The sequence below is a fragment of the Anaerocolumna xylanovorans DSM 12503 genome (assembly GCF_900143645.1).
GTDB classification, from domain to species: domain Bacteria; phylum Bacillota; class Clostridia; order Lachnospirales; family Lachnospiraceae; genus Anaerocolumna; species Anaerocolumna xylanovorans.
Genome location: NZ_FRFD01000004.1, coordinates 416,986 through 441,981 on the forward strand (window position 1 = coordinate 416,986; position 24,996 = coordinate 441,981).

23 protein-coding genes are annotated in these 24,996 nt (G+C 40.0%); 2 read left to right on the top strand and 21 right to left on the bottom strand.

The annotated features are described in order from the left end of the window. Window positions 1–150 precede the first annotated feature (150 nt). Window positions 151–1,053 (top strand): helix-turn-helix transcriptional regulator, encoded by a 903-nt coding sequence (locus tag BUF11_RS07970; RefSeq protein WP_073588296.1) that lies wholly within the window; start codon window positions 151–153, stop codon window positions 1,051–1,053. 93 nt (window positions 1,054–1,146) lie between these two features. On the opposite strand, the gene trxA is transcribed toward BUF11_RS07970, so the two are convergent. The 7 genes from trxA to BUF11_RS08005 form a co-directional block, all read right to left on the bottom strand. Then, the gene (gene trxA, locus BUF11_RS07975) at window positions 1,147–1,458 is read right to left on the bottom strand and encodes a thioredoxin (RefSeq protein ID WP_073588297.1); all 312 of its coding nucleotides are present in this window, start codon (window positions 1,456–1,458) and stop codon (window positions 1,147–1,149) included. Window positions 1,459–1,618: 160 nt separating this feature from the next. Further along, window positions 1,619–2,491 (bottom strand): MerR family transcriptional regulator, encoded by an 873-nt coding sequence (locus tag BUF11_RS07980; protein ID WP_073588298.1) that lies wholly within the window; start codon window positions 2,489–2,491, stop codon window positions 1,619–1,621. A gap of 20 nt (window positions 2,492–2,511) precedes the next feature. Further along, window positions 2,512–4,260 (bottom strand): glycoside hydrolase family 2 protein, encoded by a 1,749-nt coding sequence (locus BUF11_RS07985; RefSeq protein WP_073588299.1) that lies wholly within the window; start codon window positions 4,258–4,260, stop codon window positions 2,512–2,514. 217 nt (window positions 4,261–4,477) lie between these two features. Beyond that, window positions 4,478–6,544: a beta-galactosidase gene (locus tag BUF11_RS07990; RefSeq protein ID WP_073588300.1), complete on the bottom strand. Its 2,067-nt coding sequence runs from the start codon at window positions 6,542–6,544 to the stop codon at window positions 4,478–4,480. A gap of 23 nt (window positions 6,545–6,567) precedes the next feature. Then, window positions 6,568–7,377, bottom strand: a complete 810-nt coding sequence (locus BUF11_RS07995; protein WP_073588301.1) for a carbohydrate ABC transporter permease — start codon at window positions 7,375–7,377, stop codon at window positions 6,568–6,570. Beyond that, window positions 7,374–8,258, bottom strand: coding sequence for a carbohydrate ABC transporter permease (locus tag BUF11_RS08000; protein WP_073588302.1), 885 nt, complete (start codon window positions 8,256–8,258; stop codon window positions 7,374–7,376). Before BUF11_RS08000 ends, BUF11_RS07995 begins: the two co-directional genes overlap by 4 nt. Before the next feature lie 105 nt (window positions 8,259–8,363). After that, window positions 8,364–9,722 (bottom strand): ABC transporter substrate-binding protein, encoded by a 1,359-nt coding sequence (locus BUF11_RS08005; RefSeq protein ID WP_073588303.1) that lies wholly within the window; start codon window positions 9,720–9,722, stop codon window positions 8,364–8,366. 289 nt (window positions 9,723–10,011) lie between these two features. Here BUF11_RS08005 and BUF11_RS08010 point away from each other — a divergent pair, with 289 nt between their 5' ends. Next, window positions 10,012–10,944, top strand: a complete 933-nt coding sequence (locus BUF11_RS08010; protein WP_084558548.1) for an ArsR/SmtB family transcription factor — start codon at window positions 10,012–10,014, stop codon at window positions 10,942–10,944. 93 nt (window positions 10,945–11,037) lie between these two features. Here BUF11_RS08010 and BUF11_RS08015 read toward each other — a convergent pair whose 3' ends face one another. The 14 genes from BUF11_RS08015 to aroA form a co-directional block, all read right to left on the bottom strand. Next, entirely contained in the window at window positions 11,038–12,978 is a 1,941-nt protein-coding gene (locus BUF11_RS08015; RefSeq protein ID WP_073588304.1) for a M56 family metallopeptidase, read from the bottom strand. Then, window positions 12,971–13,372, bottom strand: coding sequence for a BlaI/MecI/CopY family transcriptional regulator (locus tag BUF11_RS08020; RefSeq protein WP_073588305.1), 402 nt, complete (start codon window positions 13,370–13,372; stop codon window positions 12,971–12,973). The genes BUF11_RS08015 and BUF11_RS08020 overlap by 8 nt, the downstream gene beginning before the upstream one ends. Before the next feature lie 199 nt (window positions 13,373–13,571). Next, window positions 13,572–14,918 (bottom strand): MATE family efflux transporter, encoded by a 1,347-nt coding sequence (locus BUF11_RS08025; RefSeq protein WP_073588306.1) that lies wholly within the window; start codon window positions 14,916–14,918, stop codon window positions 13,572–13,574. A 76-nt stretch (window positions 14,919–14,994) separates the two neighbouring features. Then, the gene (locus tag BUF11_RS08030) at window positions 14,995–16,374 is read right to left on the bottom strand and encodes a sensor histidine kinase (protein WP_073588307.1); all 1,380 of its coding nucleotides are present in this window, start codon (window positions 16,372–16,374) and stop codon (window positions 14,995–14,997) included. Next, on the bottom strand, window positions 16,365–17,024 hold the full coding sequence (locus tag BUF11_RS08035; protein WP_073588308.1) for a response regulator transcription factor: 660 nt from the start codon (window positions 17,022–17,024) through the stop codon (window positions 16,365–16,367). Before BUF11_RS08035 ends, BUF11_RS08030 begins: the two co-directional genes overlap by 10 nt. Before the next feature lie 61 nt (window positions 17,025–17,085). Beyond that, window positions 17,086–17,847 (bottom strand): lantibiotic immunity ABC transporter MutG family permease subunit, encoded by a 762-nt coding sequence (locus BUF11_RS08040; protein WP_073588309.1) that lies wholly within the window; start codon window positions 17,845–17,847, stop codon window positions 17,086–17,088. A gap of 80 nt (window positions 17,848–17,927) precedes the next feature. Beyond that, window positions 17,928–18,650, bottom strand: a complete 723-nt coding sequence (locus tag BUF11_RS08045) for a lantibiotic immunity ABC transporter MutE/EpiE family permease subunit (RefSeq protein ID WP_073588310.1) — start codon at window positions 18,648–18,650, stop codon at window positions 17,928–17,930. Further along, entirely contained in the window at window positions 18,643–19,347 is a 705-nt protein-coding gene (locus BUF11_RS08050) for a lantibiotic protection ABC transporter ATP-binding protein (RefSeq protein ID WP_073588311.1), read from the bottom strand. Before BUF11_RS08050 ends, BUF11_RS08045 begins: the two co-directional genes overlap by 8 nt. 87 nt (window positions 19,348–19,434) lie before the next feature. Beyond that, window positions 19,435–20,325: a PQQ-binding-like beta-propeller repeat protein gene (locus BUF11_RS08055; protein ID WP_073588312.1), complete on the bottom strand. Its 891-nt coding sequence runs from the start codon at window positions 20,323–20,325 to the stop codon at window positions 19,435–19,437. Next, a complete protein-coding gene (locus BUF11_RS08060; protein WP_073588313.1) occupies window positions 20,255–21,334 on the bottom strand; it encodes a P1 family peptidase in 1,080 nt (359 codons plus the stop codon). The genes BUF11_RS08055 and BUF11_RS08060 overlap by 71 nt, the downstream gene beginning before the upstream one ends. Before the next feature lies 1 nt (window position 21,335). Next, a complete protein-coding gene (locus tag BUF11_RS08065) occupies window positions 21,336–21,878 on the bottom strand; it encodes a flavoprotein (protein WP_073588403.1) in 543 nt (180 codons plus the stop codon). Further along, window positions 21,832–22,653 (bottom strand): phosphopantothenoylcysteine decarboxylase domain-containing protein, encoded by an 822-nt coding sequence (locus BUF11_RS08070; RefSeq protein ID WP_073588314.1) that lies wholly within the window; start codon window positions 22,651–22,653, stop codon window positions 21,832–21,834. The genes BUF11_RS08065 and BUF11_RS08070 overlap by 47 nt, the downstream gene beginning before the upstream one ends. Window positions 22,654–22,726: 73 nt before the next feature. After that, the gene (locus tag BUF11_RS08075; protein ID WP_073588315.1) at window positions 22,727–23,584 is read right to left on the bottom strand and encodes an AraC family transcriptional regulator; all 858 of its coding nucleotides are present in this window, start codon (window positions 23,582–23,584) and stop codon (window positions 22,727–22,729) included. Window positions 23,585–23,658: 74 nt separating this feature from the next. Continuing rightward, complete coding sequence (gene aroA, locus BUF11_RS08080) at window positions 23,659–24,963, bottom strand: 3-phosphoshikimate 1-carboxyvinyltransferase (protein WP_073588316.1); 1,305 nt, start codon at window positions 24,961–24,963, stop codon at window positions 23,659–23,661. Window positions 24,964–24,996 lie beyond the last annotated feature (33 nt).

Sequence of the window (24,996 nt, forward strand, 5' to 3'; positions counted from 1 at the left end):
ACAGATTCCCCAAATACTGTAAGCTTAACCGCTTGCATTCAAATTAGGACTTTGTTATATTATAAAAATCACCCATATAAAATACTGCAAGAAATATCAAGTTTTTTCTGCCCTCAATTTGCTATCCTGTAAACACAGGGAGGATATGTTATGTACCAATGGAATGAATCGGTTCAAAAAATGATTGACTGGATTGAAGATAATTTATCAGAAAATCCAACACTTTTAGAAATGTCAAAACAGGTGGGTTACTCCCCTTATTACTGCTCTACCCAGTTCCATGAAATTGTTGGTATCACACTGAAAAACTACGTTGCAAGCAGACGCTTAAGCAGAGCTGCTCTGGAAATACGTGATACGAAAGAACGGATCCTTGATATTGCAGTCAAATATGGATTTTCCTCCCAGGAAGCTCTTACAAGGGCTTTTAAAGAGAAATTCGGATATACTCCCTATTGGTACCGCAGGAATCCTGTTCCGATTATACTGCCCATCAGACGTACTGCCCTTTTCCCTGAACATGTTATCAAATCCAAGGAGGTTATTATGAGTGAAACCTGTTTAACAAAAGCAAATGTCAGAATAGAATTTATCCCCGAACACAAATATATGGGTGTATGGGAAGAAAGAGCCGCAAATTATATGGACTTTTGGAAATATCATGACTGTGAGGAAATCTGCGGAACCATTGACAGTTTAAGCAATATTATGCATCCTGTTGTGACAGTCCATACTGCCGGCTGGTCCTGTCAAAATAATCATAAGAAATATTTTTACGGGCTTGGTGTGGCAGATAACTATAACGGCCCGGTTCCAAAGGGCTTTGAAGTAAAAAAAGTACCGGGAAATTATTACCTCGTATTTTTTCACCCGCCTTTTGATTATCTCTCTGACTGCAGCGAGGTAATGGAGCGGGTAGAGACTTTAGCCTGGAATTATGATCCCGCTTTAAAAGGCTATGCCTGGAATGAAAAGGATTGTCCGGTCTATCAGCGGCATTATCCGGAAGTCATCGGATATGAAGTATTAAGGCCTGTGACCAAAATACAGTAAGTATAGAAACAAAAGAAGCCCCTGCTTTCCCTTGCATGTCCGTATAAAGACTGTGCATTAAGGGTAAGGCAGGGGCTTTTATGATATGTTATCTTATGGGAGCATGGATAAAATAGCCTGCTTGGGTTTTACTCCAACACTGGTTTGTACCACTTTTCCATCCTTCATTACTACAAGTGTAGGTATGCTCATTACATGGAATGCCTGTGCCAGTTCCGGCTCCTCATCCACATTCACCTTACCTACTTTCACGGTATCTATAGTTTCCTCTGCAACCTGCTCCACGACAGGTGCCACCATTTTACAGGGTCCGCACCAGGAAGCCCAAAAATCCAGCAAAACAGGCTTGTCCGATTCTACTACTTCCTGATTAAAATTATCCTTTGTTATTTTCAGTACGCTCATTTTATTTCTCTCCTTTGCAGTTTTCTATTTCAATTGGACTCAATACAATTTATAGTTTTATTATAGTCCTTTTCTTTTTTCTCTCTGTGACAAAGTCACATAAAGTCATCACATGGACAAACGCACATGACTATATCAAAACTGCAAAGGAAGATATTTTTTATTTCAAATCGGCAGCCTCCGGGAACAACGTCAGAAGCCTCTCATTAGCTTTCTCAAGCTCTTTACGATATTGTTTGTAAGAGGGACTTAGCTTCTCCATGGCAGGGATAAACACAGTATAATAGCCGCTTGTATTGTTGAAATCTTTCATTAGCCCCGTCATTTTATAGGCGGGAGACTCCAGATAAGCCTCACTCTTACGAAAGGATACGTATTCTCCGATGAAATCTTTTTTCTCTGTAAGAAATTCCTCGATGTTTTCAACGGAATTCTTCATTTCACCTAACATCTTGTCAATAGCTTCCGTACCCATTTCCGACAGCTCATTCTCAAAGTACTGCTTTAAATCCTCCGGGAATTCAAAGGAGGGGATATCATCGAGAAAGGAAAGGATTACCTGATATGCCTCCTGCTGCTCTTTTGTCAGTGCAGGTTCCTTTAAGAAACGTGCAAAATGCAGGCAGGTAAACCTTCCGTAATACCCCGGAAATGCTTCCAAAAGTCTCTCTGCAATATTGCAATTTTCTTCCATTGCTTTTAAGTCTTCACTGATTTTAGAATAATCCCCGCCACAGCTTAATCTATCAAGGATTTTCTTCTTCTCCTGTTCCCTTTGAACCAACAGCTCTTTTTGTACCGTCAGTCTTTTTAAGGCAGTTTCCGTCTTATCCTCTAATACTTCTTTTATTTCTTCCATACCAAGTCCCAGCTTGCGAAGAACAGAAATCTTTTTTAGTTTATTGATATCTTCTTCGCTGTAATCCCTGTAACCGTTTTCTAAAACGGACGGAGCTGTCAGTCCCTGTTCCGTATAGTATTCTATGGCTTTTTTCGTAAGCCCTGCTGCCTTGCCTGCCTGTTTTATCAGCATATGCCTCACCTCCAAGACCATTATAAACCATCCCCCAAGGTGGCAGTCAATAAATTACCGTCGGTAATTTTCCGAATTTTCTCCATATCGGCTTTCGGCTTTCGGTCATATGTCAGCAGGCCATTAATTTCCTGTTCAACATCTGTTAGCTGTGTATAGCAGAAGCCCTGAACATTCTCTGATTGCAGCAGCGGTGACACAACCTCATAATACCTTTCCAGGAATTCCTGCTCCGACTCCGCAACAGAATATCCCCAGCCTTTCGTACCGTTTTTATCAAAAGAAATACCGCCAAATTCACTAATAATAATCGGCTCGCCATTGTATTGCCCCCCGCCTGTATACAGAGCTCTTCCCCCTGGCTGCGCCTTTAATATTTGTTCCAGCGTACTATACCTTTTTGACAGAATCCCGCTGTCAGACTCATAATCATGAATTGTCAGCAAATCACTTTCAACATGTTCCCAGCCGTCATTATCGCTTACCGGTCTCGTGGTATCAATCGCTTTCGTAGCAGCATAAAGCGCTTTGCAAAAATTCTGCTGCTTGGTGCTCTCTGCTATTTCCAATACTCCCCATGATTCATTCAAAGGTGTCCATACTACAATACAAGGGTGGTTATAATCTCTTATTACGGCATTTACCCATTCCTGCATGGTGTCTGCCGCAAGACGGCGTGAATAAGCATAGCCTGCTCCAATCTCCCCCCAGACCAGAAGTCCTAAACGGTCCGCATGGTACAAAAATCTCGGGTCTTCTACTTTTTGATGCTTACGGACACCATTAAATCCCATTTCCTTGGCAAGCATGATATCTTCAATAAAAGCATCATCTGAAGGTGCCGTCAGAAGACCATCCGGCCAGTACCCCTGGTCAAGCAGTAATTTCTGATAATAAGGCCGGTTATTTAGCAGAAATCTTCCATTCTCAACAGACACTTTTCTCATTCCGAAATAAGACTGTACCTTATCTGACTGGCTTCCCTCTTCTCTTAAGCAAAACTCGACATTAAATAATCTTGGTTTCTCCGGCGTCCATGCCAGATCTTCTACGATATTCCAGCAGCCAAGTACTGACTCATCCAATGTAACTGTAAAGCTGCCTTTCTCATTTTGCAGAGAAGTTGTAATTTGGCTGGCAAGCTTGCCGTTATAAGTAATAAGGGTTTCCAGAACACATCCTTTACCTTTTTCTGTCTCATATTCAAACTTTACTGACTTTTCATCAAAAAGCGGCGTAATGAATACCTGTCTGATATGTTTTTCAGGCACTGGCTCCAGCCATACACTTTGCCATATCCCGGTAGTGGCTGTGTAAAAAATGCTTTCAGACTTTTCTTTCCAGAACTGTTTGCCCCTTGGTATATCCAATTCCTTAGGATAATCTTTTGCACACACCCGCAGCTCATTTTCACCGGCAACAAGTAATTCCGTAATATCAACTGAAAAGCCTGTCTGCCCTCCAATATGGTATACGGCAAGCTGGTGATTAACCCAGACTCTGCATTCGTAATCTACTGCTCCAAAATGCAATATTATGTGTTTTTTGCTCCACCCTTCTGGAATTGCAAATGTACGGCGATACCAGACCATCTCATGCAAATCTCTTTTTTCTATACCGGATAGTTTCGCTTCATATGCAAAGGGTACACAGATTTTCTGATCATATGTCTCCTTCTCAAAGGAAAAATCCCACATACCGTTTAGAGTCATCCAAGCTGTCCGTACAAATTGTGGCCTCGGATATTCTGTCCTTAAAATCTCTTTCATTTTTTTCTCCCAACTTCTTATTGCTTCATCCTGATAAATGTAGCATCCTTTTTATCCAATTGATGTACATGCCCCATCTAGATAATACATCTGTTTTTATAACCTCTATAATTATTTTACTGCCTTTCCACCACTTACTATATTTAATATCCTATTCATGATGGTTTTTAATGTAATTGTCTCAATATCATATCTTTCTTTCAAGAAACTCTTTTTTTCAGAATCCAGACAAGCTACAAGACTCATGCTTATTTGGATTGTTCATTTTTAAAATAAGAGTCCCAAAGCTTTCAAGTTCCCCTCCTTTATAATCCCCGTATATGATTGAATATTCTTCCTCCGGAAGCTGAAGCGTAACAGAATGTTGCTGATAATTTTGAATGAATACATAGCGAATACCTTCCTGTTCTCTTATATTTACTTCCACACCTACAGGCAAATCCTTTATCACCTGAGCTATTTGTGCCTCATTTATCAACTTTCCAAAAACATCCAGATAAAAGTCTTCATCCATATCTGCACATACATAATATGCCTTTCCGCCACCGTAAGAATTTACTGTAAAAGCCGGCATTCCTTTATAGAAATCCTCACCGTATTCCATAAGAACTTCAGCTGTTGAGGTACTCACTAAATCACATAGATTCTTGCAGTGATATCTTTCCTTTAATTCCGGAATTATTTTACCGCTCTTCGCAATATGGTTTTCTTCCCAGTCAAATAAAGCATCTATTTCTGTACTTCTAAGACCCAGAACTTTCATAAGTCCGTAAGGAGTTCCTCCTAAATAACAACGGTCATATTCATCAACGATTCCCGTCCAGTAGGTTGTTAAAAACACTCCTCCTTCTCTGGTAAACTCTTCAATTTTCTCCTCAAATTTATTCCTTAGCATATATAACATTGGTGCTATGACTAACTTATAGCCTTTTATCTCTTGCGACATATCTACTATATCGATATTTATTCCATATCGTTTCAAAGCTCCGTAAATCTTCTCTACAGTCGCCAAATAATACATATTTTCATTTCTTGGAGCCATGGAATTTTCCAATGCCCACCGGCTCTGCCAGTCATGTACAATTGCAACTTCAGCTATGGTACCGCTTCCGGATATTTCTTTGATCATCTCCAACCCCCTGCCAATCTCACTGACATCTTGAAAAACTCTTGTATCATCACCGCCATAATGGTCAATCACAGCTCCATGAAATTTCTCTGAAGCTCCTCTGCTTTGCCGAAGTTGAAAGTACTGAACACTATCCGAACCATGGGCAACAGCCTGAAGAGATGATGCTTTTAAAAGTCCCGGCTTTTTCAAATGATTAACAGCCTGCCAGCTGGTAGCAGATGGACAGGATTCCATGAGCAAAAATGGTTTTTTTAGCAATGTTCTCATAATATCGTGCTGCATCCCTGCCCGTGAGGCAGTAATCCACTCAGGATCCTTTTGCCACTCAGGATAGCAATCCCAGGAGACAATATCCAGTTCGTTAGCTAATTGATGGCAATCAAAGCCCGTAAAATCATACATTAAATTAGTAGTTACCGGCTTGTCAGAACCACCATCCCGCAAAGTCTGAATCTCCCATTTTATAAAATCAATAGTTCTTTGTGTTACAAATCTACGCCAATCCAAAGTCAGTCCGTGAAGCAGGGTCTCCCCTCGCATCGAGGGGCTTTCAATCTGTTCAAAGCTTTGATAAGTATGGCTCCAAAATGTTGTGCACCAGCAATCATTTAAATGCTCAATACTCCCGTATCTCTTCTTCAGCCAATTGCGAAATTCTTTCTGGCAGAGAGGACAGTGACATTCTCCGTTATACTCGTTTGACAGATGCCATAATTTAACCCCTGGATGCTTACCAAATCTCTTAGCTAATTCCATATTGATTATTCTTACTTTTTCTCTATAAACAGGAGAGGTATAACAATGATTATGCCTTGATCCAAATAAATTTCTCTGTCTGTTTTCATTTACCCTAAGTACTTCTTCATATTTATCCGCCAGCCATTTAGGTCTTGCTCCTGAAGGTGTAGCAAGAAATACTGAGATTCCCTGCTGATACATATCATCAATTATTTTTTCCATCCATTCAAAATGAAAACGGCCCTCTTCAGGTTCCAATACCGACCATGAAAAGATGCCAACAGATACCTCGTTAATACTTGCCTTCTTGAAATATTCAATATCTTTCTTTAATATCTCAGGATGTTCAAGCCATTGCTCTGGATTATAATCTCCTCCATGAATAAATCCGCTAAATGTCACCTGGTTTTCCATAGCAACCCTCCAGTATTTTTCTCTTATTTAACAGCACCGGTAATTCCTTCTGCAAAGTTTTTCTGCAAGGCAAAGAATATAATAGCTGTTGGTATCGTACATATCAAAACACTAATCATAAGCATTCCATAATCCACATAGTGTCCACCCATAGAATTAGCCACCAATACCGGCATCGTTATAGAATTATTCGTTTGCAGAACAATCTTAGGCCAGAGATAGTTATTCCAAGCTCCCATAAAGGTAATGGTCATGGCCGCTGCATAAGTAGATCGCATGGTCGGTATAAACATTCTAAAGAAAATTCCCATCTCATTTAATCCATCAATTCTCGCCGCCTCAATAATATCATGAGGAAATGATCGAGCACTTTGTCGGAATAACATAATAAGAAATGGCGTTGATATCGCCGGCAGCACAATAGCAGTCATTGTATTTATTAATTTCATGTGGGAAAACATGCGAAATAGGGGTATCATAATAACCGCAAAAGGAATCATCATAGCCAGTAATAAGATTGCCATTACCAAATCTTTTCCTTTATCATGATATATCTCAAATCCATACCCGGCAATCGAACAGATCAGCAAAGAAAGAAGCGTCATGATCGTTGCATTTCTTATCGAATTCCATAATGCAGCACTTAAGTTTTGCTGCAGAATAAGATTCTGGAAATTACTCACCAAATAGCTTCCAGGTAATAACCGCCCTCCAACTACATCAGCACTTTTATTCGTCGCTCCGCAGATCATATAGTATATAGGAAAAACCGACAGGATGGATACCACTGTTAAAAATACATATTGTAAAACTCTTTTTCCTCTTCTTATCATCTCTTGTCACCTACTTTCATCTGAACAAAAGCTAAGATTGCAACAATTACCATTATTACAAAGGACATAGCCGCAGAATATCCAAAATTAGGGTTATTTGTAAATGAAGTGTTATAAATATAATGAGACAGTGTCATGGTAGCTCTTCCCGGCCCTCCGCTGGTCAGATTAACCGACTCATCAAACAACTGTAATGTACCATTCGTAGACATAATTGCGGTTAAAAGAATTGTCGGCTTTAACAACGGAATAGTAATCCTAAATAAAGATTGAGCCGGACTTGCACCATCAATTTTGGCCGCTTCGTATACAGAGTATTCAATATTTTGCAGACCTGCCAGATAGAACACCATATTATAACCCGTCCACCTCCATATCAATGCAATAATAATAACACCTCTCGCCGTCCACTCATTACCAAACCAGTTCACGGATGGCATGCCAAAGCTTCTTATGATATTATTCACCAATCCATCCGTTGTGAACAGGGAACGAAAGATCATAGAATAAGATACCAAAGAAGTTGCACAAGGCAAAAAAATTGCAGTACGAAATATTGCTTTACATCTTAAATGTTTATTATTAAGCATGGAAGCCAGGATTAATGCAAGCACCAGCATAATAGGTACTTGGATGATTAAATAGAAAAAAGTATTAAAGAACACTTCCTTAAATACAGGATCTTTTAAAATCCTGACATAATTTTTTAGGCCCCCAAAAGTTAACTGCATCCCATGTCCTACCTGCAAAGATAAAAGAAATCCTTGTATACCAGGATAAAAGCTCATGAAAACAATCAACAATGTAGCCGGCAGCAAAAATCCCCACCCTATGAGATTATGCTTTCTGGATAATGTCAATCCCTTTTTATTGTTTTGCATGTTGGTTTCCCCCTTTCTAAATACTTTACTTAACAGGTAACTATAGCTCTTGCAGATAGAAGAAGTAGGTCTGCTGCACTGTGCACTGCACCAGACCTATTCCAACTAATTTCCCATATTAAATTTTACAGTATCTTCAGCACTTTTTAGTTCTGATTCTATATCCGCGCCTTGCTGAACTATATTAGATACCGCTACACCAACGGCAGATTGAGCATCTCCATCATACGGTGTATTAATAACAGTAGGGATCTTTGATGCATATTCTAGGATTTTAGCGTTAACAGCTTCACCACCGAAGAAATCAGATGCCTGATTATAGACCGCAGACTCCTTGGCGGGACTCCAGGTACCTACCGCTCCCGTTCCTGCTGTAATCAAATCATCATATAGTTCCGTGCTTCCAGCAAAGGTTTCCTTCAGGAAATCAATAGCTAATTCCTTTTGCTTACCAACACCTGCGACAACCCAAGTAGCGCCACCACTATTAGCGTAATTCGTAGCACCTTCTACACCTTGCAGTTTAGGCATATTAGCGAATGCCCATTTACCGGATTGATCTGCTTGAGATGTTATGGTTGCCATCATCCAGCAACCCTGGATAACACTTGCGGCAGTACCGTTATTGATTCCTCCGATTAATTCATCCCATGAAGCCACTTCAACCAATGTTTTATCCTTTATCATCTGTAGATAAATATCAATACATTGTTTTAGTATATCATTATTCGCAATATTCACATTACCATTCTTGTCAAAGAAAGAAGCTCCGCAGGACTGCATCATAAAATATATAATATTAGGTGATCCCGCCTGGGACATCAGCATAGGAAGACCTGTCTTTTCCTTTACAACCTTAGCCTTCGCAAGCCAATCCGACCATGTGATATCTGTAAAATCAGCTGCTGTAAATCCGGCCTTCTCTAAATAATCCGTCCTCAAAAAATTAACAACGGCACCATTATCAAAGGGTACGCCATAATTCTTACCATCCATCACAGAGTTTGATACCTTAGCCCCTGCAAATTGAGAAAAATCTATACCACTACCTGATAAGTCAGTAAAAACATTCGTGTAGTTCTCCAGCATTTTAGGGAATGTCACATCCTGTAATAAAAAGATATCGGGCAGTGTACTTGTATCACCAGCTGCTAATGCCGTAGTAATCTTAGTCTCAATATCACCAGGCATAATGTCCTGAACATCTACCGTAATCCCTTCATGATTTTTACTATAAATTTCAGCGGCTTTATTCATAGCATACACATTAAAGTTTTTATCCCAGGCCCAAACAATAAGTTTTTGTTCTCCCTGGCTATTGCTTTTTCCCTCTGTATCCTGTTTCTCCGCACTTTCCTTTGATGTCCCGTCATCAGTCCCCTTTTGTGCATTCGTACCACCACATGCTGTTAAAGAAATCCCTAAAACAATTGCCATAAATGTTGCTAAAATTCTCTTTTTCATCTTTTATCCTCCTAATTATTTAAAACAATAATATTGTTGAAATTGACAGTTGCTTTCCTGTTTTCTCTTTCCTCCTTTTCTTATTTACAACAATATTGCTGTTTCTTTTCATTCAAATGTTATCACTTTTATACATTTAAGTCAATATTTTTATTTAATATTTTATTTTTTTAGATTTAATTCCCTATTTTCAATATAATTTTTGTTCTATTGTTATTTTAATTATTTCATGGACATATTTCCAATATTGTGCTATTATTTTTTATAACAATATTATTGGAGGAATAGTATGCCAAAGATTCTCAATCTGAATGCAGATAACGAAGAAGTGCTATGTACTGTTGCAAAAGCCCTTTCATCTCCGGATCGAATAAAAATAATAAAACTACTATACTATAACAGCTATAATATCGGTGAAATAGCTGATCTGCTGCAAATCCCCGCTTCTACAGCAGCCTTACATGTCCGCATTTTAGAAGGTGCCAGCTTAATACATGTCGAACAACAGCCCGGATGCCGGGGCTCCATGAAATTATGCAGCCGGAAAAATGATTTTGTAAACATCCGCCTGAACGGCTTGTCCACGGGAGTTGACCAGATTTCTACCGTTTCTATGCCTGTAGGTGCTTATACTGACTGCAAAATCATACCGACCTGCGGTCTTGCAGATACCAATGGTTATATAGGTTATGAAGACCGCCCGGGCGATTTCTTTTTACCTGCCCGTTTTAATGCACAGCTTCTCTGGTCGGCAGGCGGCTTTGTGGAATACAAGTTTCCATATGGTATCGAATCTGATGTTAAGCTAAAGCAGCTGGTTCTGACATTTGAAGCCTGCTCGGAAGCTGCCAATTACCGTGAAAACTGGAAATCCGATATCACCATATGGATTAACGGACATGAATGCGGCACCTGGCGCTGTCCCGGTGACTTTGGAGCACGAAGAGGGCGTCTTAATCCTTCCTGGTGGGAGAACGGAGTAACACAGTACGGTTTACTTACAACTCTGACACTTACGGAAAAAGCCGCTTTCATTAATAATGAAGAAAGCAGCCGTACCAGTTTATCAGATCTGTCTTTAAAGGATAACAGTTTTATTACCGTACGTATCGGAAACAAGGATGATGCCGTATATACAGGCGGTTTTAACTTATTTGGTCAAAAATTTGGGGATTATGAGCAGGATATTAATTTATCTTTCATATACCAGGACGCTTTGTAAGCATAAATGTTCAAGTTAATGAAAGTTCATAGTAAACATTAAAAAGCTGATAAAGTGCGGTTCCTATACCGCCTTTACCAGCTTTTTAAAGTTTCAGTTATATATTTGTGCTAAAGCTGCTTTATTTGCTTCCAGGTCGGGCACCAGAACGCTCATCCCGTCCTGTACACCTGGCGTATAGGAGCCTTCCGCCGGAATTGACAGTGTATTTGTCTTGACTTCCTTCTGTAAAACAATAGTAAGATAGGGCATTATCTGATCCAGGGTCAGGTCAGTATCAACATAGGACAGTGCGTTATTCCATATAGGTATTAACTCATTGATATCCTTTTTGCTGTATTCCTCAACAATCCCCGAGAGCATTTTTCTCAAGCGGGCTGTTCGGCCCAAATCATCCCTTTCACCTTGCAGTGTTGGCACCTTCCGGATCCTGGCATAACCAAGTGCCTGATTTCCGTTTAATATTTGCTCTCCTTGCTTTACAGTACGGTATTTCTTGTTGGATATATAATTTGTCCTATTCAGATATTCTGCTTCCTCTTCTGATAACTCTACATTTACGCCGCCTATAGAATCAATGATGTTTTCAAAAGCTTTCATATTAACGGTTACGGTATAGTCGATAGTAAACCCGAAATTTGCTTCAAGGGTTTCCTTAACGAGTTTAGCATCTCCCAGCTCATAAGCCGCCATTAATTTATTTTTTCCATGATCCGGTATTTCCAGATACATATCACGCAAAAATGAGGTCAGGTATATTCCTTTTGTATCAGGATTCACACCGGCAACTAATATACTGTCTGCACGGTCTAATCCGCCGATTCCATCTATCCCAACCACCAGGATATTACCGGGTTTTGCTGTGACTTGCAAAAGGTCAGACGCCGCTTCTTTATTTATCAGATTCGTCTGCATGTCATTTACCGGGACATTGCTGGCTTTGGCCGGTAAAAGCTGGCTGGCCAAGTTTCCTGCCAAAACAATCAGGCAAACCATTCCAACAATAAAGCAAAGTCCTTTTTTCGTAGGCTTGGCATTCATTATCTGAAAGAACCGATTCTTTATCTGTTTCTTCTTACCGCTAAATCCGGTAGAGAGAAGTATGTTATTCTTTCCGGTACCTGTCATGACCTGAAGCAGTATTTTGCTGTAATTCTCCCGATAATCCAGATTCTTCTGCGCTACTAATGTCTCATCACAATATAGCTCTATATCGTTGTTTGCCAGATAAACCATATAATAAACCAACGGATTGAACCAATGCAGGGAATTTGCCAGCAGTAATATAAATTTGTAAGCCAGGTCGTGATGTTTATAATGTATCAATTCATGCTTTAGAATAAAATAATACTGCTCCCCTGTAAAATCCGCCATCGGCAATACAATACAGGGCCTTAGGAAACCAATAAGAACCGGCGATGGGACTTGCGTACTCGTTACAAGTTTTATCTTCCGCTTTATGCCTATCTCCTGGCAAAGGCCGTTAAATCGTTCCAATACTTCCTTGTTTTGCAATGCTATGCTCCACCTTGCAACTTTTCTTCTATAATAAAGATAAGCTGTCATATGGTAGAATAGAAAAAGAATTACACCGGCTATCCAAATTACAGCCATTGTATCTGCTTTCGGAAATGAAAGCCCCTTTTGTGCAGGCATTTCCTTATTGGTCATTACTTCCGTTTTCGTAACTGTATCCGGCTTAGCTGCATTTTCCTCCTTAGAAACAACGTCAGCTGATGGCTGTCCTGTTTTCCCTGCTGTATCACCGCCTGACTGTATACTGTTCGTATTCGCTGCACTATCAGCGGCCGGAATAACCTCCTGACTGTTTATATCAATATTTAAAATCTTTGGAAGATCAATGACTCCGATATTAACGGGTACTATAAGCCGAAGGGCTATCACCGCCCAAATAATATATATCCACTGTCTTGAATAATTCTTCCGGAATATCTTATTTAATAAAATGACGCATAAAATAGCCAAAGAACATGCCAGGGATAAACTTAATACCGTAAGAAAAAGGCTACTCAACCTCTTCACCTCCTTTTGCATCCTTTATAATATGGATAATATCTTCAATATCTTCCTCCGTGATTTCTTTGCTTTGAACCAAAGAGGCAATCAGCTTCTTATAGGAATTGCCGTAAAACTGTTCTAAAAATGTTTTCGTTTCCTTTGATAAATACTCTTCTTCCTTAATCAGGGGAATATAATAGTTAAGCCGGCCTCTTTTCTTAATTTCAACAAATCCCCTCTCTTCAAGCCGTGTCAGCAGAACCTGTACTGTAGAACGGGACCAGTCCTTTTGTTCACATACCAGTTCAACGATTCTGCCTGTCCCAATGGCTTTCTTTGACTGCCATATAATCTGCATAATTAATAATTCCGAATCCGGTATTCTTTCATAGTTTTCCTTATGACCCATTATTCACCTCCAATATTCGTGGTATGGCATCCTTACCATACCACGCGTGCTTTCATCTTCCATATTCCACATTCTTACCATAACACTTTCGCTGACAAATGTCAACGTATAAAATGACATTTGTCAGCGAAAATTATTTGGTTATAAAAAACGCCCTATCTTTTGGGAACGATAGAGCGTTTTAGATTTCTCACATATACTAAGGCAGATTATTGTTTGATTTGCTTAATTTCTTTATCCTGTAGTAATAAGCAGGTATTATCGGTATCAAAGCAGATATCCAGGCAACCGGATTTGCAAAGCAGATTCCAAGATAGCCAAAGCGCTTTGCAAGCAGGAGTACAACCAGCCATCTTGCAAACAATTCAAAAATTCCTCCCAGCATCGGAAGCAGCCCGTCTCCTAAGCCCTGCAGGGCATTTCTATATACAAAGATAAGCCCTAAAAAGATATAAAAGCCTGCAACTACCTGGAAAGATACTCTTGCTTTTTCAATCACTATCTGATTATCTCCCGCACCAAACAACTTTATTAACGGCTCCCCAAAAGCAAGTACAGCCACCATTGATACTAAGCTGAAAATCACAGTCAATATAATGGTTGACCGGACTCCCTCTTTTACCCTATGCATCTTCCCGGCCCCTGTATTCTGTCCGACATAAGTGGCTAAGCTGGCTCCCAGAGACGGCAGGGGTTGGGTAATAATATTTTGAATCTTACTGGAAGTTGTAAACGCAGCTATGTAATTAGGTCCCAATCCATTCAACGCTACCTGAACAATCATGGCCCCTATTGCTGTTATTGAAAATTGAAGGCCCATCGGCACCCCCATTCCTACTAATTTTGTTACACTTTTCCAGGAGAAACGGGTATCTTTCTTCTTTAACCGCAGAACCGGATACTTTTTCAGCATATATATCAGACATAGAAAAGAAGCAAATGCCTGTGATATCACTGTCGCATAGCCTGCACCTTCCACTCCCATGGATAATCCGGCAATGAAGAGGTAGTCCAGTATAATATTTAAGACAGAGGAAAGCAGTAAAAAATAAAGCGGAGTCTTACTGTCACCCAATGCCCGTAATACTGCCGCTAATATGTTATAAGCTATTGTAGCTGTTATCCCTATATATATAATTGTAATAAAATGATAGGTGTCCTGAAAGATTTCCTTTGGTGTATTCATTATAGTAAGTATCCAGCGGTTTGTCAGTAACAGACCAACTGTCATAATAACTGCCATCACCGCACACAGATAATAGGACATCGCCACATAATGCCTTACGCCCTCCATGTCCTCGGCTCCGAAATGCTGTGCTATTATGATGGCAAATCCTCCGGTCATTCCCATGATCCACCCGATAACCAAAAAGGTGAGGGAACCGGTAGAGCCTACAGCTGCAAGTGCATTCATTCCCAGATATTGTCCTACGATAATGGAATCTATTACATAATAGAGCTGCTGAACAATATTCCCAATCAGGATTGGAATGGTAAAGCCAATAATTAATTTCATTGGTTTCCCTGAAGTTAAATCATTCGACATATATTCTGCACCTTCCTCTCGTAGTTTTTCGCATTCTATTATTATATAAAATATTTTGGAAAGTGTCTATACAAATTTACATTGCCTCTCTTTTAACTCCATCAGCACTGATTTCAAAAACAACAACCGCTCCCGTTTGAGCCGGCTTATTATAATACAGCAGGCTGCCATTGTATTTTTCTGCCACCGTACCGGCATAATACATCCCCAGCCCGTAATGTTCTTCACTCCGTTCAGATTTCTCCGTATAAAACTGGTTTTTAGCATATTTTAGTGCTTCACTGGTAAATCCTCTTCCGTAATCTTCTATCTCAACGGTAAACCGGTTTTCAGCATAGCCAAAAGTCAATTTCACCGTTTTATTTAATGCGGTATGTTCTGCTGCATTTTTTATAAGATTTAATACTGCCCTTACAATGGAATCCCGGTTAACAACCGCTTCTCCGTCTGATGCCTGATTGTTTATGATAAGCTCGACCCCCGTAGCTTTTAAAAAAGCCTCACTCTCTGCTGTAATATCCGCTATTAAGGCTGTCACTTCAATTCTTTCTTCATAATCTTCGGAAAAATTGTGGTTGGTTTCCTCTATTAAAAGCTTTACATATCTTTCGATTTTATCAGAATGCTTGTTAATGATATCAGCCAGCGTATACACTTCATTAATATTATTCTCTTCCAGAATAAGCTCTGAATTGCCCTTAATAATCGTAAGGGGCGTTTTGATGTCATGAGCCAGGGCAGAAATATTGCTTTTCCTTTTCTGCTCTGTCTCCCACTCCTTTTTCAACGATTGTGCCAAAGCGCTTTCCATATCGTAAAGCGATAACAAGATATCGTTAATTTCTTTGATTTTTGATTTTTTAGGCGCTATATTAAGCTCTCTGGTCTGGATTTGTGAGATTTCCTCAAGTACCGGCTCAAGTTCCTTTTTCAGCCTTCTCCCAAAAAACAAGGCATTGTTTACGGCAATCATTACAAATATGATAAGAAACAAAGTAATAACTATTAATTCCGGTTTCGGGAAAATCTTATGCAATATGGGAGCTGCAAAGTGTGCCGATATATCATACTTGACCACACAATATCCCTCTGCTCTTTTGATTAAAAAATAATAGCCGTTCCCGGTATAGGCACCTTTTATAAACGCTTTCCCGTCCTCTATCCCGGCATCACTAAGGCTGCCTGATAAGTACTTGCCAGAAATGCCAAACAGGCCATACTGGCATGTATGTGGAACCAGCGCGCCGTTAAAAGGCTCGCTGTTTGCAATTTTTTCTTTGTTCTGCTCCAGATAATGTTCAGAATAGTTGGCAGGCAGAATATAGCCGCTGTTAAGTCCCATATCAAACAGAGCTAAAAATACAAAGATTTCAAGAAGGATACTGAAAGCCAGCAGCAAAAGCTGTTTTAAAAACAGCAAAAAAAGCGTATTCGTCTCATACTTTTTTAACACCATTTATATCCTATCCCCCAGACCGTTTCAATGGGATTTTCACCGCATCTTTTTAACTTTGCCCTGATATTTTTGATATGCTCTCTGACGGCACTGCTGTCACTTTCACATTCAAAGCCATATACCCTTTCAAGGATTTGTTCCAGAGAGAATACCTGTCCTTTGTTTCTTATGAGAAATTCACATATTTCATATTCGCTTCTTGTCAGTTCGATTTGTTCCTGATTAAAATATAATAGTTTTGCCGAAACATCAAAGCGAAAACTTCCGCTTACTATTCTGCTGTGATATTCTCTTCTTTCACGTCTTAAATGTGCATTTACCCTGGCCCTTAATTCGGATAAACTAAAAGGTTTCCTGATATAATCATCTGCACCCGCCGCAAACCCTTCGGTTAAATCAGTGTCCATCGTCTTAGCCGTTATAAAAAGAATGGGGCAGTCAACGCTGTCACGGATATCCTTACAAAAGGTGAAGCCATCCGTATCCGGCATCATAACATCAAGTAAAATCAAGTCATATACAGAAAGACTTCCTTTATTGATTCTTTTCGTTCTATCCGCTGTATCAACATGGTGCCCGTCATTTTCAAGAGCCTTCTTCACAATGGATAAAATCTGAATATCATCATCAACTGCAAGAATTTTAGCCATAACTTCCTCTCTTATCAATTACCAATCCTATTTTTACACAAACACCCATTACATGCCTCGTTTATTCCGCTTTTACACTTTTCCCCTGCCAAAGATTGCTCCATATTATGAAAATTCCGGCTAAAATTATTGTGATAACCCCTGCTGTTACAGTGTCAGCCTCAAAATTATGTGCGATAGCTTTGCAGCTGTTGGAATCTGTGTAACGCTCACAGTAATAGGCTGCTATCCGGATGCCGTATCCGTAGGGAATATAGCGCCAGATAATATCTCCCAGACCCAAGTACAAAAGAGGGCTTAAAAGCGTTCCGACAATACCGAAACTAAGGGATAATCCTTTGCCTGCTATAAAGCAAATTATATACTGTATAAAATATAATGCAACATTTGACAGAAACATTATGAGTGACAGCTTAAAATAGAATGCTATTGAAAACTTAACAAAACCCATTAACCGAAAAACAACCCCAAAGCCCATTACGGTGACTATACTCGCAAATACCCCCAAGAGGCACAACGAAATAAAGTTTCCTCCATGGGCAATTATCCTGGAATAGGGTGCGGATAATATGGTTTGAAAATTACCTGCCTTTAATTCCAGCTCATATAACATTGATACTGCAATGGATATCATCAATGGAAATACAATCGCAACAGCCTGGATATAACCATACACCTTATCCCTTTCACTCCAGGATGAAACGGAATAATAACCGCAAAAAACAAGTATCCCAAGGACAGGAACCAGCAGATGCAAAAATAATATATTCGAATGGAGCATTTTAAAAACAGCCGCCCTGATATTGTTAAATAAACTCTTCAACTTATACCTCCATGCATCTCGCAGGTCTTCCTGCGATACTGCTTAAATAGAAATTTGAAAAATGTCTTTTATTTTTCAAACTATACCTCCTGCTTCTCAAATAATTTTGCAGTAACAGCAGTAACAGCCAGGTACAAAATTACAGTTATTATAATACCGGGAAGTATGACATTACTATGTCCCAGCGGACTATCCGCTTCCATAAGTAATCCATTGGGCAGCACCTTTATAATAGGACACATAAGCCTTACCGGGATGGCAAAGGGTATCCACCACCAGCTCCCTGCTCCATAGATACAGGCTAGAAACAAACTGCAGAATATACTTACTATAACGGATATAAACATATTGAGCTTTAGGGTTATAAACATAAGAAACGGTATCTGCCAGGCAAAGGTAAGAAACAGCACCGCACTTGCCGCCAGGTTATTTATAACCGGAATCTGCTGATTGATAGTAACCCCGCACAGCAATGTGAAAAGCGAAAAGATCAGGCAGGAAAGGAATAAATATACCGTAGCCGTACCCACCTTTACAAGCCATAGCTGCATTTTATTCTGAGTAATTCCAAACAACCCATGAAAGTTATATTTCCGTTCCTTTTTTATAATGGAAGCTGAAATGTAGGTAAAAGTAAAAGGCAGAAAAAGAACATACCACCAGTTATAAGAAGCTGTCTGAATAAATTGAGGACCCATCAGTATCATAGAAATTATAATATTAATAACAGGTATCAGCCAGATAATGATGTTATTAAAACTGTGCTTTTGTTTTAATAATTCTGCTTTAAAATAATCAGCCATTAATAGTACCTTCCTTTCTGACGATGTCCATAAAGAGTGTCTCCAGATTTTTCCCGGCAGAAAGTTCTTCCTGGTACATAAGTTTTCCATTTACAATAATGCCGATGTGATCTGCTGTTTGTTCAATTTCCGAAAGGATATGGCTTGAAATGATTACGGTAATTCCCTGCCCTGGAAATGTTTTTATCACTTCCCTCAAATCGTTGATACCAATAGGGTCAAGGCCGTTTGTCGGTTCGTCTAATATCAATAGCCTGGGATTGTTTAAAAGTGCAATTGCAATCCCAAGACGCTGCTTCATACCCATGGAGAAGTTTCCGGCACGTTTTTTGCCTGTATTTTCAAGATGAACAATCTCAAGTACTTCGTCTATCCTCTCCTCCGGCAGCCCATACATCAAAGTTCTGACCTTAAGGTTTTCTCTTGCCGTCAGGTTCTCATAAACCGGAGCACTTTCAATGAGGGAACCGATGGAAATAAGATCCTTTCTCTCAAGGACTTTTCCATTCAACAGGATATCTCCTGATGTGGGCTTTATCATTCCCGTTATCATTTTAAGGAATGTAGACTTGCCGGCACCGTTTGGCCCAAGCAACCCATAGATTGAATTTTCCTCAACCTTAACGGATATGCTGTCATTTGCTTTTTGGCTTTTGAACTTCTTGCTAAGTTCTTTTGTTTCCAATATGTATTTCATAAAAATATCCTCCAAACTTTATTATGTTTAAAGTTTAGAGGATAAGTATAAGGAATTTATAAGGATTTCAAACTCTGTTCAAACTTCTTACCGGGCAATGTCGAATTTGTAGTCCGTGTTATAAGTACGGACATAGAAAGAATTACCCTTTTTAATAATATAGGAGGGAGCGGACTTTAGCGGAGTTTTACTTAGAACTTTCCCGGTACTTAAATCAACCTGATACAGATAGTCAGATTCGCCTGTAAAACCATAACCGCAGATAATTACACCATCAACAATCAGAAAATTGCTGGCGTTGCTGACCAGTGCCTTTGTTCTCCAAAGGATGCTCCTATCCGATAAATCAATAGCCGTAATATATGCATTCTGGTTATTTGAGCTTTTCGCATAGGTATTATGACTGTGCGAAACATACAGTACATTGTCCTTTATTACTGCCCAGTTAATTCTTTGCTGTATAAAATCATAATCTGCTTTCACATATTTCGGAGAATACCGGTAACTTGAAAAATCAAAGGAATATACCATTTTTTTCGTTTTAGCATTATATATATTTAAGATGTAACCCTCTGAAAAATCCGAACCATAGGTACAATAAATATAGGAAGCATCATAAAATGCAGAGGTAACTATTAATTGATCCCATTCCTTATCTATTCCTTTAGGCAGGTTTCCTGATACTCCCCAGTTTTGATTGGGAACCTGATACGTTTTGAGAGAAAGCTTATTATTCTGAAACCATTTATCTTCATCAATCACCTGATTAGCCTTTGAAGATTTCAATTTTAACTTAAGAGGAGTATTATTCTTATCCACTGCTTTACCGGATTTGTAGTAACCAAAGGACGGCTTATCCATTACAACCGTTGCATTGCCTGCATCCGAATCTGCTATTGCCTTTGCTTCATTTTGACTTGTTATGGCTGCTGTAAACAGAAACAGCGCCGCCATCAGAAATCCTATTCTCTTCTTCATTCTTATTTCCTCCCTGTTTCAATTCTTCCTGTGATACCGTCCCGGGCCTGAAATCTTTTAATGCGGTATAGCAATCAAAAGAATCTGCACTTCTGACAGCATCCAATATAGCATATTCTACTGCTTTGCAGGCAAGAATACCGACTGAATCCAATGAAGCATCTATTTCCCCGGTACATAGTGTAAATATGGTATCTCCGTCATAAATCGTATGTGCCGGCCGGACACATCTTACTATACCGTTTTGGGCAACCGCTGCCAATTTCGTGGCTTGGGCTTTATTTAGCTTTGCATTTGTTATTATTGTCCCTATAATTGTATTCCCGCTGAATAAATCCTCCTGTCTTTGGTATCTTTCCAGGATGGCCTTTTCACTGCCATATAGTCGTTTTCCATCAACGGTACGCATACCGGCTATGATTCTGTCTGTCTCATTATCATATATATCACCAACACAGTTTACGGCAATCACTGCCCCTGCCATGAGGTTACCAAAGCGAAAAGCACAGCTGCCTATTCCGCCTTTCATAGCCCTTTCGATTCCACAGGTTGTACCGATGGTTGCACCCGTTCCGGCACCATAATTTCCGCTTTTCCAGGGGACACCTTCAAATGCAGCCCTGCAGGCACTATACCCCATTGCAGCATCCGGACGGCTCCTGTAATCACCGCATTTCAGGTCAAATAATATTGCACCGCAGACATTGGGAACAACGGTCATACCGACATCCCGGCCGATTTTTCTTTCTTCCAGAAACCGCATTACTCCTCCCGCCGAATCAAGTCCAAAGGTACTTCCTCCCGCAAGGACAACGGCATGTACTTTTTCTCTGTTATTAACCGGATTGAGCGCATCCGTATCACGGGTTCCCGGTGAGCCTCCCCGTACGTCCACGCCGCATACGGCTCCTTTTTCACTGATAACAACCGTACATCCTGTAGCTCCTTTTGTATTTTGAGCGTGCCCTATTTTAAATCCGTCTATATCATTTATGCTTATCGTTTCCAACTCAAATCTCTCCAATTGCTTCTTTTATTGCTGTAATAATAACATCAACATCGGCAAGGGCGCCTTTTCCTATATCTCCGCAAGCCAAAAGGGATTCTTTCGGCTCAACGAACCGGTATCCGTATGACTCCAGCTTTTTTATATTATTCTGCGTAACCGGGTTTTCATACATGGCCGTATTCATCGCAGGGCAAATAATAACAGGCTTATTTTTAATTGCCATTACAACGGTTGAAAGCATATCATCAGCTATTCCCGAAGCAATCTTTCCGATAATATTGGCGGTAGCAGGCGCTATCACGCAGCAGTCAACTTTTTGTGCCAGTGAAATGTGCCGGACATCAGGATAATAGACTTCTTCAAACATATCCGTGTAAACTCTGTTCTTTGTCAGTGTCTGTATCGTAAGAGGTGTTATAAACCTGGTTGCCGACTTTGTCATAATCGTATGCACGGCCATATTGCTTCTAGTCAATTGATTTGCTATATCAGCAGCTTTATATGCCGCTATGCTTCCGGTAATCCCCAGTAATATCTCTCTCATATAAATAACCATACCCTTTCTTTATCATCGTATTCCTGACAATTTGTTCTGCTATCTCTTTTTTGGTTGCACATTTCGTGTAATTCCTGCTTTCATCTACCAAGTACCCGATATGCTGCTCTTCCGATATATCCTGCAGGTCATTTGCCAAAACAAAGCGGCATTGGTTATCTTGCAAAAGCCTGAAAGCCGTATCCAGAAGTTCCTTAAGGGGTACGTTATCCAATAATTTAAATCCTACAAGGAGTGCCTGAGGTGCTATTGTATGATATAGTGAAATAATTTTAGGAGTCTGCTCCATACATATAATCAGATTTTTTATATTAGAACGTATCTTACCTTCACTGCTTAAGATAGTTTCCCTCCCTGAAAATAATGACACGATAGATTCTTCCGAAATTTGTTCTTCTCCTGAAATAGTTGAATTCAATTGAAAACCTAAGTTATCTGCCAGCATTGCTGCTGAAGTCACTGCCTTGACCCGGTAGTCGCTTACCGCCATACTGTGGATTATTATTTCTACCGTTTCCGTTCTTAAGATATTACTGACGGCAAGCTCCAGGCTGGCAACGGTATCAACAAATATCACCTCTGCTTTTTCCGTTTGCGGTAAAATGGAGCTTTTTCCACAGACATAGTATATTTTTGTTATATCGGTAAGCTTGCCGTATGCATCTGCAGTTAAGCTGCCGAGTTTACCAGTCGATGTATTGGTAATACTTCTTACACTGTCTATTGGTTCCGTTGTACCGCCCGCTGTAATTAGTATTTTCATATTTAACTCCTTTTGTGAATATCAAATCATCAATTTAATATTCCTGAATACACAGTTCTATTTTTACATTGTACTATAATAGGATTTGCCGCTCAACCGGAATCCACACTTCATACTTGGCATTCTCCGGGTCCGGACTTAAATACACTTCGATATCAGGCGCATTCCCATATTCGTATCCCGAGGTCGGAAGCCACTCCGTTACAATTCTTTTCTCCAGTTCCTGGATAGTCAGATTGCTGCCTTCTCCGGCAAAAACAGCCCACGTTGTTTTCGGAATAATTAATTCATCGAATCCATCCTCTGTGTGTTTACTGCTTTCAACTGCAATATAATATCTCCAATTATCAGCTTCATTGCAGGCACTTACGCCTAATAACCCTATTATACTGCCGTCCATCATGCCGGAAAGTTTCTCTACCGTTCCGTTCATTACTGCATTTCCCCACATCCTGGGTACAATTTCAAAATTTTTCTCAATCTCGGCTTCCAATGGTTCTGAAACACCCACGATTCGAAAGGCTTCTTTCTTTTCAATTCTGTAGTTCATAGCGCTTACTCCCTTTATCGTAATTTGGAAACTGATGGGCGGATAGGCCATTAAAGTTATCCCCTCTTCTTTTGCCTGGGACGGTGCTATTCCATGGATACCTTTAAAAGCTCTGTTAAATGCTGTTGGTGAATCATAACCGTATTTAAGGGAAACATCAATCACTTTGCTGTCACCATTCTGCAGATCCACCGCTGCCACTGACATGCGTCTTCTCCGTACATACTCCGATAAAGGCATATCTGCCATATACGCAAACATTCTTTGAAAATGATAAGTCGAGCAGCATGCAATCTTAGCTGCTTCATCTATGTCGATATTGCCATTTAAATTTTCTTCGATATAATTAACCGCACCATTTAACCGTTCTATCCAATCCATCTGTTCATCTCCTGACTATAAAATACTCTTATTGAAAGTAAATTACCTCTCTTTTCCTGCCATTTAATGAGAGATTATCCATTCTGCCTTTTCGCAGTCAGTTCATCTATGATATCAAAATAATTTTCAAAGGTTTTTGCACAGCAGCCCGGATTGTCAATTATGATTCCGTCCACCCGGAGGCCTATCAGCGTAAAAGCCATTGCCATCCGGTGATCCTCATAGGTTTCCACTATGGCAGGTGTGACTTTTCCCGGATATATACAGATCCCCTGATATTCCTTCTTTTCTTCACAACGGATTCCAAGGCGGGTCAGCTCTTTAATAATAGCGCTTATCCGGTTGGATTCCTGCAGTTGAATGTGGGATATATTTGTAATCATGGTCGGTGACGCTGCAAAGGGTGCAAGTACTGCCAGTGTCATGGTTTGGTCAGAGAAATCATTCATATTCACTCTTATACCAGGAAATACCCTATCCTTTCTTCCAGTGACACATATTCCCTGTTCGGTATCCTCTATGGAACATTCAAGCTGTTTTAACACCTCAAGAAATTTGATGTCACCCTGCATTGAATCCAAATGTACTCCTTTAACCACAACGGATGTTCCAAGCAGCAAAGCCACTGCATAAAAATAACAGGCACCTGATACATCCGGCTCTATTTGATAAGATGGTACCTGATAGGACAAATTATAGGGTACATAACATACATCACCTTCCCTGCGGACCTCTATACCGAACTGCTGCATCAAAGAAAGGGTGAGCTTAATATACGCACCGGCTGTTCTGCTGCCCGACAGTCTTAGCTTAAGGCCCTGGGGCAGCATTATTCCTGCCATTAATAATGCACTGACGAATTGGCTGCTTAAGGATGTATCCATGGTTATTTCCTTTACATCAATTCCTTTGGAATGAATTTCAAAGGGAAAGTGACCTTCTTCCTCAATACAGTTTACAGAAACTCCAATCCTTCGAAGCAATGTTATCAGCGGTTCCATGGGGCGCTTTTTCATCTGGTCAGAGGATTGCAGAAGGTAATCTCCCCCTGCAAATGCCAGCATTGCCGTCAAAAAACGCGCTGCCGTCCCGGCACTTCTGACATTAATTTCGGCGTTCCGGTTAGGAATAGCTCCGCCAAGGCCCCGTATTGCTACGGTTTTAAGTTCCTCTTCTATATTCACTTCAAAACCCAGCTCAATTAAACAGCTTAAAAATGCTCTTGAATCATCACTGAAAAGTACCCCTGTAAGCTTACATACTCCATTTGATAAAGCTGCCAGCATTAACGCCCTGTTTGTAATACTTTTAGAGCCGGGTACTTCAATCTCTACCTTTTCTTTTGGTATAAAACGCCTTACCTCGTATCTTTCATTCATAGTTTTCTGCTCCTGTTTATTCAGAGGTTAATT